Annotated in this window: 2 protein-coding genes; both read right to left on the reverse strand. The window is 74.9% G+C overall.

Translation table 11 applies throughout. The features are described 5' to 3' along the window. A partial coding sequence (locus ACIP8W_RS31285) for a beta-ketoacyl synthase N-terminal-like domain-containing protein (RefSeq protein ID WP_402205769.1) occupies positions 1-4,775 on the reverse strand: 4,775 nt, incomplete at its 3' end. A gap of 9 nt (positions 4,776-4,784) precedes the next feature. After that, on the reverse strand, positions 4,785-11,857 hold a 7,073-nt coding region (locus tag ACIP8W_RS31290; protein WP_402205771.1), incomplete at its 5' end, for an SDR family NAD(P)-dependent oxidoreductase.

Below are 11,857 nucleotides of genomic sequence, written 5' to 3' on the forward strand. Positions count from 1 at the left end.
TCCACCAACAGCACACCCACCCCCTCCGACCAACCCGTACCATCCGCCGAAGCCGCGAACGACCTGCACCGACCATCGGCCGACAGCCCGCCCTGGCGTTCGAAGTCGGCGAAGAGGGAGGCGTCGGGCATGACGCAGACGCCACCGGTCAGCGCGAGGTCGCACTCGCCGCCGCGGAGCGCCTGGGCGGCGGTGTGCAGGGCGACGAGCGAGGAGGAGCAGGCCGTGTCGACGGTGACCGCCGGGCCCTCCAGGCCGAGGACATAGGAGACGCGGCCGGAGATCACACTGGTGGCGGTGCCGGTGACGGCGTACCCGGCCATCTGGTCCGATCCCGGCGGGAAGAGCAGCGAGTAGCCGAGGCCGGCGGCGCCGGTGTAGACGCCGGTCCGGGTGGCGCGCAGGGTCGTGGGGTCGATCCCGGCGCGCTCGATCGCCTCCCACGAGGTCTCCAGCAGGAGCCGCTGCTGCGGGTCCATGGTGAGGGCCTCGCGCGGGGTGATGCCGAAGAATCCGGCGTCGAAGCCGGCGACGTCCTCCAGGAATCCGCCGCGTGCGGCGTCCTGGGCGCGCCAGCCCCGGTTCCGGGGGAATCCGGTGATGCCGTCGCGGCCTTCGGTGAGCAGGCTCCACAGCTCTTCGGGGCTGGTGACACCGCCGGGGAAGCGGCAGGCCATGCCGATGACGGCCAGTGGTTCGTCGGTGGCGGTACGGCCACGGGCGGTGGTGGGCGCCGCTGTCGCCGGGACGGCCGGGGCGTTCTGGGCGCTCCGGGCGCCGAAGAGCTGCGCGTACAGGGCCTGGACCATGCGGCGGGGCGACGGGTGGTCGAAGACGAGGGAGACGGGCAGGCGCAGCCCGGTGGCCGTGGCGAGCCGGTTGCGGAAGTCGACGGAGGTGAGCGAGTCGAAGCCGAGTTCCGTGAACGGCCGGGTGGCCTGGACTACGTCGGGGTCGTCGTGGCCGAGCGCGGTGGCGGCGGTGTCACGGACGAGCCGCAGCAGGAACCGGGTGCGTTCGGTCTCGGTGAGCGGGGCGAGCCGGCCGTGCAGTGAGCCGGGGTCGAGGTCTCCCGTGGTGTCGGCGACGGTACGGCGGGGACGGCCGGGCCCGGCCGTCCGCGCGGGGCCGACACGCGCGGGCAGGTCGGTACCGGGCGCGCCGGGGAGCAGTCCGGTCGGGCCGGTGGGGCGCAGCAGCAGGGAATCGACGACGGCCACCGGGGAGCCGGTGGTGTCGGCGAGCAGCAGGGACACGGTGGTGTCGCCGGTACGGGTCAGCCGGACGCGTAGCCGGGTGGCGCCGGACGCGAGGAGTTCGACGCCGCTCCAGGCGAACGGGACGGCCATGGAACGCTGTTGGTCCGCGTCCTCGCCGAGGGCGTACAGCGCGTGCAGGGCGGCGTCGGCGAGGGCGGGGTGGAGTCCGAAGCGGGCGGCTTCGGCCCCCTGGCCCGAGGGCAGCCGTACTTCGGCGTAGACCTCGCCGTCGCCGCGCCACAGTCCGGTGAGCAGATGACGTTCGGGCCCGTAGCCGAAGCCGTCCTGGGCCAGCCGTTCGTACAGTCCGGTGACCGGTACGGGTTCGGTGCCGACCGGTGGCCACACCGTGAGGCCGGGGGCGGGGGCGCCGGTTTCGGGGACGAGGGTGCCGGAGGCGTGCAGGGTCCAGACGGGGTCGGTGTCGGACGCGGTGGCCGAGGAGTGGACGGCGAGGGTACGGCGTCCGCCGCCGTCGGCGCCGATCCTGACCTGGAGGCCGACGGCGCTCTCGGACGGCAGCAACAGGGGTGCGTGCAGGGTGAGTTCCTCGACGCGTCCGTGGCCGAACCGGTCCCCGGCGAGGACGGCGAGTTCGACGAACGCGGTGCCGGGCACCACCGCCCGGTCGCCGAGCGAGTATCCGGCGAGCCAGGGGTGGTCGTGCGGGGAGAGCCGGCCGGTGAGCACCGCGCCGTCGTCGTCGGCGAGCCGCACCATGGCGCCCAGCAGGGGGTGGCGCAGCGCGCCGAGGCCCACCGAGGTCACGTCGCCGCCCCGGCGCGGCCCCTCGGGCCAGTGGCGGCGGCGTTGGAAGGCGTAGGTGGGCAGGTCGACGCGGCGGGCGCCGGCGAAGACGCGCGGCCAGTCGACGGGGGCGCCGCCGGTCCACGCCTGGGCGAGGGCGGTGCGCAGCCGTCCGGGGCCGCCCTCGTCACGGCGCAGTGTGGCGGTGACGGTGGCCTCGTGGTCGGCGGCCTCGACACACTGCTGGACGGAGGTGACGAGGACGGGGTGCGGGCTCGACTCGACGAACAGCCGGTGGCCGTCGGCCAGCAGCGCCCGTACGGCGGCCTCGAAGCGGACCGGTTCGCGCATGTTGTCGCACCAGTAGGCGGCGTCGAGTTCCGCGGTGTCCAGGGGCTTGCCGGTGACGGTGGAGTAGAACGGCAGCCGACCGGTGCGTGGTGCGAGCCCGGCGAGGTCGGCCATGAGCTGTTCGCGGAGCGGTTCGACGTGCGGGGAGTGGCCGGGGCTGGCGGCGCCGGGGATGCGCCGGGCCCGTACTCCGTCGGCCGCGCAGGCGGCGACGAACGCGTCGCAGGCGTCGGGGTCGCCGGTGAGCGCGACGGAGGCGGGCCCGTTGACGGCGGCGATCCACAGGCGGTCGGCCCAGGGCTCTAGCCGTTCCCGTACCCACTCCTCGGGGAGCATGACCGAGGCCATTTGGCCGCGTACGGTCAGGGTCCGCAGCGCGCGGCTGCGCAGGACGACGACGCGTGCGGCGTCCTCCAGGGTGAGGCCGCCCGCGATGTGGGCGGCGGCGATCTCGCCCTGCGAGTGTCCGACGACGGCGGCGGGCTCGACACCGTACGCCCGCCAGGTCGCCGCCAGGGACACCATGACGGTGAACAGGACGGGCTGGATGACATCGATGCGGTCGGTGTCGACCGTGCCGGGTTCACCGCGCAGGACGGCGAGGACGTCCCAGTCCACGAGCTGCTGTACGGCGGCGGCCGCCGCGTGGGCGCACTCGGCGAACGCTGGTTCCGTGCCGAGGAGTTCGCGGGCCATGCCGAGCCACTGGGAGCCCTGGCCCGGCAGGACGAACGCGGTCCTTCCAGTGACCGCGGTGGCCTCGGTGAGGGTGTCGTGGGGGCGGCCCTCGGCGAGCGCGGTCAGGCCCGCGAGGAGTGCGTCGCGGTCGGCGGCGAGGACGGCGGCCCGCTGGTCGAGGGGGGTGCGGGTGGTGGCCAGGGAGCGGGCGACATCGGCGACCGGCAGGCCGGGGCGGTCGGTGAGGTGTGCGACGAGGGCGCGGGCCTGGGCCCGCAGAGCGGTGGCGCCGCGCGCGGACAGGACGGCGGGCAGCGGGCCGGTGGGCGGTGTGCCGGGGTCGGGTTCCTCGGCGGTGGGCGCCTGTTCCAGGATGATGTGCGCGTTGGTGCCGCTGACACCGAAGGAGGAGACGGCGGCTCGGCGCGGGGTGTCGCCGTCCGGCCAGTCACGGGCCCGGTCGAGCAGTTGTACGGTACCGGCGGACCAGTCGACGAAGGGCGTCGGCTCGTCCGCGTGCAGGGTGCGGGGCAGGGTGCGCTCGCGCAGGGCGAGCACCATCTTGATGATGCCGCCGACGCCCGCGGCGGCCTGGGTGTGGCCGATGTTGGACTTCAGCGAGCCCAGCCACAACGGCCGTCCCTCGGGCCGGGCCGCGCCGTAGGTGGCGAGCAGCGCGTCGGCCTCGATGGGGTCGCCGAGCCGGGTGCCGGTGCCGTGTGCCTCCACCGCGTCGACCTCGGCGGCGGTCAGGCCCGCGTCGGCGAGGGCGTCCCGGATGACCCGTTGCTGGGAGGGGCCGTTGGGGGCGCTCAGCCCGTTGGAGGCACCGTCCTGGTTGACGGCACAGCCGCGTACCACCGCCAGCACCGGGTGACCGTTGCGCCGGGCGTCGGACAGCCGCTCGACGACGAGGACTCCGGCGCCCTCGCTCCAGCCCGCGCCGTCGGCGGCGGCTCCGAACGCCTTGCAGCGGCCGTCGGGGGCGAGGGAGCCCTGCCGGGAGAGCATCACGTGCACGTCCGGTGTGGACATCACGGTGACACCGCCGGCCAGCGCCAGATCACACTCGCCGGCCCGTAGCGCCCGTACCGCCAGATGGAGGGCGACCAGCGAGGACGAGCAGGCGGTGTCCACGGTGAGCGCCGGGCCTTCGAGGCCGAGGACATACGAGATCCGGCCCGACAGCACACTGTTGGAGACCCCGGTGGAGCCGTGGCCGTCGATGCCGCCCTCGGTGGCGGTCAGCAGTGTGGCGTAGTCCTGCTGGGACACGCCCGCGAAGACGCCGGTGCGGCTGCCCTTCAGCTCGCGGGTGTCGAGGCCCGCGCGTTCCAGCGCCTCCCAGGAGGCTTCGAGGAGCAGCCGTTGCTGCGGGTCCATGGAGTGGGCCTCGCGCGGTGATATCCCGAAGAACGCCGCGTCGAAGGAGGCGATGTCGTCGAGAAAGCCGCCCTCGCGGACGTAGCAGGTGCCCTCCTTCGTGGGGTCGGGATCGTAGAGGGCGGCCAGGTCCCAGCCCCGGTCGTCGGGGAAGGAGTCCACGGCGTCGCGGCCCTCGTCCACCAGCCGCCACAGGTCGTCGGGCGTCCGCACACCGCCGGGGTAGCGGCAGGCCATGCCGACGACCGCGATCGGTTCCCGGGCCGCCGACTCCAGGTCGCTCAGGCGCTTGCGCGTCCGGTGGAGATCCGCGGCGACCCGCTTGAGGTAGTCGCGGAGTTCGTTGTCATCAGCCATGTGAACCGTTCACTCCTTGCCGAGTTCCGAGCGGATGAAGTCCAGCAGCTCGTCGTCCGAGGCGGCGGCGAGCCGGGTGTCGACGTCGCCTCCGTCCCGGGTGTCCGCGTCCGTGCCATCGGCCGCCGGGGCGCCCGCGGTGGCCAGGGTCCGCAGCCGGGCGGCGAACCCGGGGCGGCCGGGGTCTTCGGCGGCCAGCTCCACCATCGCCGCCTCCAGTTGGTCGAGCAGGTCGGGGACGGCGAGGCGCCGCCGGGGGCCCGTGGGGGCCGCGTGCGCGAGGAGGCGGTGCTCCAGTTGTTCCGCCAGGGCCTCGGGCGTGGGGTAGTCGAAGACCAGGGCGGCGGGCAGGGGCAGGCCGGTCGCGGCGACGAGGCCGTTGCGCAGTTCCACCGCGGTCAGCGAGTCGAACCCGACCTCGCGGAACGACCTGCGCGGGTCGAGGCTCTCCGGCGACGGATAGTCGAGGACCGCCGCGGCCCGCGCCCTGACCAGGTCCAGCAGGGTCCTGGCGCGTTCGTCGGCGGGCAGTGCCGCCAGCCGCTCCGCGTTGCCGGGCCCCGGACCACCGGGCTCCCCGCCGGCGCCGGGAGCGCCCTGGGGCACGGGGGCCAGGGCACGCAGGATGGCGGGCAGTGTGCCGGCCGTGGCCCGGCCCCGCAGTACGCCGGGGTCGGTGCGCAGGGGGACGAGGGCGGCCTCGTCCCCGGCCCAGGCCCGGTCGAACAGGTCGAGGCCCTGGGCGGCGTCGAGGGGCAGTACGCCCGCGCGGGCCATGCGCCGCAGGTCCACCTCGCCGAGCCTCCCGCCCATGCCGCCGCCGGTCCCCCACAGCCCCCAGGCCAGTGAGGTCGCGGGCAGTCCCTGGGCCCGGCGGTTGCGGGCCAGTGCGTCCATGTAGGCGTTGGCGGCGGCGTAGTTGGCCTGCCCCGCACCGCCGAGGGTGCCCACGGCGGAGGAGAAGAGCACGAAGTGCGACAGGCCCAGCTCCCGGGTGAGGGTGTGCAGATGATGGGCGGCGTCCGCCTTGGGGCCGAGGACGGTGTCGATCCGCTCCGGTGTGAGCGAGGTGAGCACACCGTCGTCCACCACGCCCGCGGTGTGGACCACACCGGTCAGCGGCCGGTCGGCCGGTATCGCGGCGAGGAGCGCGGCGAGCGCGGCCCGGTCGGCCACGTCGCAGGCCGCGAAAGCCGCACGCGCGCCGGCCCGCTCCAGGTCGGCGGCCAGCTCCGCGGCGCCCGGGGCGTCGGCGCCGCCCCTGCTGACCAGCAGCAGGTCCCGTACGCCGTGAGTGGTGGCCAGATGCCGGGCGACGAGTCCGCCCAGTTCCCCGGTGCCTCCGGTGACCAGCACCGTGCCGTGCTCGCGCGGCTCCGGGGGGAGCGGCGCGTCCGCCACGGGCGCCAGCCGCGGGACGAACAACTTACCTCCGCGTACGGCGAGTTGTGGCTCCCCGGTGCTCAACGCGGTGGCCACCGCGGCCACCAGCCCGGGGCCGTCGGCGGTGTCGTCCGCCAGGTCGACCAGGACGAAGCGGTCGGGGTGCTCGGCCTGGAGCGACAGCAGGAGTCCACGCGCCGCCGCCTGCGCGGAGTCGGCGGTGGTGGCCCCGCTCGTCACGAGGGCGACGCGGGAGCCCGACAGCCGTTCCTCCGCCAGGAGTTCCTGTACGCGGGCGAGCGTGCCGTGGGTGAGGTGGCGTACGGCGGCGGGGTCGTCGCCGTCGTACGACGTCACCGCGTCCAGGGGCAGGATGATCAGGCCGGTGGCCCCGTCGACCGTGCCGGGCGAGGCATGGATGTCGGTGGGGTCGACGAGCGCCTTGGCCAGGGTCCCGGCGCGTCCGTCCGGCGGGCCGAGAACAACACGGCTCGCGGCGGCGCCCGGGGCGGTGGCGGCGTCGACCGGCTCCCAGGATGTGGTGTACAGGTCCTGCTGGGAGGTGTCGCGGTCCTCGTCCCGGTGCCGGGTGGTCTCCAGCCAGTAGGCGCTGCGCTGGAAGGCGTACGTCGGCAGGTCGATCCTGCGCGCCCCGGTGAGGTACGCCGGCCAGTCCACGGCCACGGAGCGGATGTGCAGCCGCCCGAGGGCGACGGCCAGGGAGCGCGTCCCGTCCCGCCCCTTGCGCAGCGCGCCGAGGGCCAGCAGACCCGGGGCGCTCTCCCGCACCATGGGGGCGAGGGAGCCGTCGGGGCCCAACTCCATTACGGTACCCACGCCCTGGGCGCGGACCGCGCGCACCCCATCGGCGAACCGGACGGTGGCGCGGACGTGCCGCACCCAGTACTCCGGGGTGCTCAGCTCCTCCCCCGCGATCCCGCCGGTCACATTCGACACGACGGGGACGGCCGGTTCGTGGAAGGTGACACCGGACAGTACGCCCGCGAAGTCGTCCAGCATCGGATCCATCAGGCCGGAGTGGAAGGCGTGGCTGACGGTGAGCCGCTTCACCCGGCGGCCGTCCGCGGCGAACCGGTCCGCCATGCCCCGTACCGCCTCCTCCGTACCCGAAATCACCAGCGAAGAAGGTCCGTTGACGGCGGCGAGCCATATGTCCGGCGCGTCGGGGACCTCGGGCTCCTCGGCCTCGATCGCCCACATCGCGCCGCCGGGCGGCAGTGCCCCCATCAGCCGGCCGCGCGCCGCCACCACACGGCAGGCGTCTTCGAGCGACCACACCCCGGCCACATGCGCGGCGACCAGCTCGCCCAGCGAGTGCCCGAACACCACGTCCGGGCGCACCCCCCAGGACTCCATGAGCCGGAACAGCGCCACTTCCAGGGCGAACAGGGCCGGTTGTGCCCAGCCCGTGGAGTGGAGAGCGTCCTCGGGGCCGGTGAACACCACATCCTTCAGCGACCCCGGCAGCAGGCCCTCGAAGGCCGCGCACACCTCGTCGAAGGCGGCGGCGAACACCGGGAACGCCTCGTACAACTCGCTTCCCATACCGACCCGTTGCGAGCCCTGCCCGGAGAACACCAGCCCCAGGGTGCCGTCCGACGGCTCGTCGACGGTGGCGGACTCCACGGCGGCGAGGGCCCGGTGCAGCTCCTCGTGGTCGGCGGCGACCAGGACCGTGGCGCTGGGCAGCACCGCCCGGGTGGTGGCGAGGGAGAGCGCCAGGTCGCCCAGGCCGGTCCCCGGTTCGCGGGCCAGGAGGTCGGCGTACCGGGCGGCCTGGGCGCGCAGGGCCGCCGGGCCGTGCGCGGAGACGACGACCGGGACGGCGGCGGGACCGGTGTCTTCGCGGGCCGATTCCGTTTCCGCTGCCGCGAGTTCGGGTTGTTCGAGGATGACATGCGCGTTCGTCCCGCTGATCCCGAAGGACGAGACGCCCGCTCTGCGCACCCGTGCGGTCTCGGGCCACGGCCGCGCCTCGGTCAGCAGCTCCACCGACCCGGCCGACCAGTCGACCTCGGGGGTCGGCGCGTCCACGTGCAGGGTCGGGGGCAGCACACCCCGCTGGAGCGCCAGCACCGTCTTGATCACACCGCCGACACCCGCGGCCGCCTGGGTGTGTCCGATGTTCGACTTCAACGACCCCAGATACAGCGGGCGTTCGCGGTCCTGCCCGTACGTCGCCAGCAGCGCCTGCGCCTCGATCGGGTCCCCCAGCCGGGTACCCGTGCCGTGTGCCTCGACCGCGTCCACCTCGGCGGCGGTCAGCCCGGCGTCGCCGAGCGCGGCGAGGATGACCCGCTGCTGCGACGGTCCGTTCGGGGCGGTCAGCCCGTTCGACGCGCCGTCCTGGTTCACCGCCGTACCGCGTACCACCGCGAGCACCGGATGGCCGTGGCGGCGGGCGTCCGACAGCCGCTCCACCACCAGCATCCCGGCGCCCTCGGCGAGGGCGAAGCCGTCGGCCGCGGCGGCGAAGGACTTGCTGCGGCCGTCGCGCGCCAACGCCTGCTGGCGGCTGAAGCCGACGAAGGAGGCGGGCTCCGACATCACGGTCGCACCGCCCGCGAGCGCGAGGTCGCACTCACCGGCCCGCAGCGCCTGTACGGCGAGGTGCAGGGCGACCAGGGAGGACGAACAGGCCGTGTCGATGGTGACCGCCGGGCCCTCCAGGCCGAGGGTGTACGAGATCCGCCCGGAGGCCACACTGGCGGCGGCCCCGGTGGCGAAGTAGCCCTCGACATCGGTGGCCGCGTCCAGCAGCCGGGCGGTGTGTCCCTGCTCGCTGACACCGACATAGACGCCGGTACGGCTGCCGCGCAGGGTGGCCGGGTCGAGTCCGGCGCGCTCCAGGGCCTCCCAGGAGGTCTCCAACAGCAGCCGCTGCTGGGGGTCCATGGCCGACGCCTCGCGCGGCGAGATCCCGAAGAACGCGGGGTCGAAGAGGGCCGCGCTGTCGAGGAAACCACCGTGGTCGACATAGCTGGACTCGGTGGTGGTCCCCTCGGGGTCGTACAGCCGGTGCAGCGGCCAGCCCCGGTCTGCGGGGAAGGCGGTGATGAGGTCCGCCTCCTCGCTGACGGCCCGCCACAGCTCCTCGGGGGAGCCGATGCCGCCGGGGAAGCGGCAGCCCATCGCGACGACGGCGATGGGGTCGTCGCGGTCGGCGGCCCCGACCACCACGGGGGCGGCGCTGTCGGCCGCGCCGAACAGCCGGTCGCCGAGGAAGCCCGCCAGCGCCGTCAGGGTGGGGTGGTCGAAGACGAGGGTGCTGGGCAGCCGCACGCCGGTGGCGGTGGCGAGCCGGTCGCGGAGGTCGACGGCGGTGAGCGAGTCGAAGCCCAGTTCCTTGAAGGCCCGCTTCGGGTCGACGGCGTCCGGGTCGGGGTGGCCGAGGACCGCGGCGGCGTGTTCGCGCACCAGGTCGCGCAGGGCCCGTACACGCGCGGCCCGGTCGAGGGCGGCCAGCCGGTCGAGGCCGGCCGGCCGGGAGGCAGGGGTGGCGGAGGCCGTCCCGTCGGCGGCGGCGGGCCGGGCACCCGGGATGTCGTCGAGCAGATGGCCGGCCCGGCCGCTGGTGAAGACCTCGGCGAACCGCTCCCACTCGACATCGGCGAGGATCACCGAGGTCTCGCCGTCCGCGAGGACGGTACGCAGCCCCGCGATCGCGGTCCCCGGGTCGATGACGGGCAGACCGGTCAGCCGGAGCTGGTCGTAGATGGTGTCGGAGACCATGCCGCCACCGGCCCAGGGGCCCCAGGCGACGGAGAGCGTCGGCACGCCGTCGGCGCTGCGCCGTTCGGCGCGGGCGTCGAGCACGGCGTTGCCCGCGGCGTAGACACCGTGGTCACCGGCTCCCCAGACGGCCGTGATGGAGGAGAAGTAGACGACGGCGTCGAGCTGTTCGGGGTCGAGTACGGCTTCAAGGTTCTCGATGCCGGCGACCTTGGCGGCCAGCACGGTGACCAGGTCCTCGAACGGGGCCTCGGCGACGGGGCCGAGGACACCGACGCCCGCCGCGTGCACGACGGCCCGGATCAGGTCGCCGTCGCGTTCGACCTCGGCCAGCGCGGTGGCCAGCGCGGCGCGGTCGTTGGCGTCGCAGGCGACCGGGGTGACCCGTACCCCCATCTCCTGCAGTTCGGAACGGAGTTGGCCGAAGCCCGGGGCGGCCGCGCCCCGCCGGCTGAGCAGGACGAGGTGTGCGGCGCCGTCGTGGGCGAGCCAGCGGGCGACATGCGCGCCCAGGGCTCCGGTGCCTCCGGTGACGAGTACGGTGCCGCGCGGGGACCAGCCCCCGGCCGGGGACGCCGGGGCGGTGGCGTGGACGAGCCGGCGGCCGAAGGTCCCGGTGGGCCGCAGCGCGATCTGGTCCTCGCCGTCGGCCCCCGCGAGCACGGCGAGGACCTGTGTGTGGACAGCCGGGTCGACGACGGCCGGCAGGTCGATCAACCCGCCCCAGTGCTCAGGCAGTTCGACGGCGGCGCAGCGGCCGAGCGCCCAGACGGCGGCCTGCGCGGGATCGGTGGGCCCTGCGTCGTCGGCGGTGCCCACGGCGCCACGGGTGAGGCACCACAGCGGGGCGGTCGTGTCGGCCCGGACGAGCGCCTGGAAGAGCGCGAGGGTGGTGGCGAGGCCGGTCGGGACCACCGGGTCGGTGGGGTGCGGGGTGGTGTCGGTACCGGTGAGGGCGACCACACCGGTCGGCGCGACGGCACGGATACGGGCGGCGAGCGTATCGGCGTCGTCGTGCGCGCCCACGGTCAGCAGGACACCGTGCTCGGCGCGTTCCTGTACGGCGGCGGCCAGCGCGGCCGGCGCCGGATCGGCACCGGCCGCCTCCGGTACGGCGATCAGCCAGGTGCCCGGCAGTACGGCGGGGGCGGCGGGCGGGGTCAGCGCGCGCCAGTCCACGGTGTATCGCCAGGCGTCGACGGCGGTGCGCTCGCGGCGTCCGCGACGCCAGGAGGAGAGCGCGGGCAGGACGGTCCGCAGGGCCGGTTCGTCGGCGGACAGGTCGAGGGCGGCGGCGAGCGCGGTGACGTCCTGTTCCTCGACCGCCTGCCAGAACTCCTCGTGCGCCGGGTCGGCCACGGGCGCGCCCGGGAGCGTCCGCGGCCAGTGGCGGCGCCGCTGGAACGCGTAGGTCGGCAGCTCCACCGGGACAGCGGGCGCCCCGGGCCGGTCGTCGGTGCCGTAGACCGGCGTCCAGTCCACGCGTACCCCGCTCACGGCGAGTTCGGCGAGGGAGGCGAACATCCGGGGGAGGCCGCCCTCACCCCGGCGCAGGGTGCCCGCGACGAGCGGTTCGGCGCCCGCGCGCTCGGCGGTCTCCGCGAGCGGGGCGGTCAGTACGGGGTGGGGGCTGATCTCGACAAAGACATGGTGTCCGGCGGCGACCAGCCCGGTGACGGTCTCGTCCAGCCGGACGGTGGACCGCAGATTCCCGTACCAGTACGCGGCATCCAGACCCACCGTGTCGAACCGGCCGGCCGTCACCGTCGAATAGAACGGGACAGGAGCGGCAACAGGCGTCAACCCGCCCAGCACATCGAGGAGTTCCTCGTGGATGCCCTCCACCTGGACGGAGTGCGAGGCATAGTCGACCTCGACCCGCTTGGCACGGGCACCCCGGCCGGTCACCTCCGCGACAACCTCGTCCAGATCACCCGGCGCACCCG

Source organism: Streptomyces sp. NPDC088554, assembly GCF_044752945.1.
Taxonomy (GTDB): Bacteria; Actinomycetota; Actinomycetes; order Streptomycetales; family Streptomycetaceae; genus Streptomyces.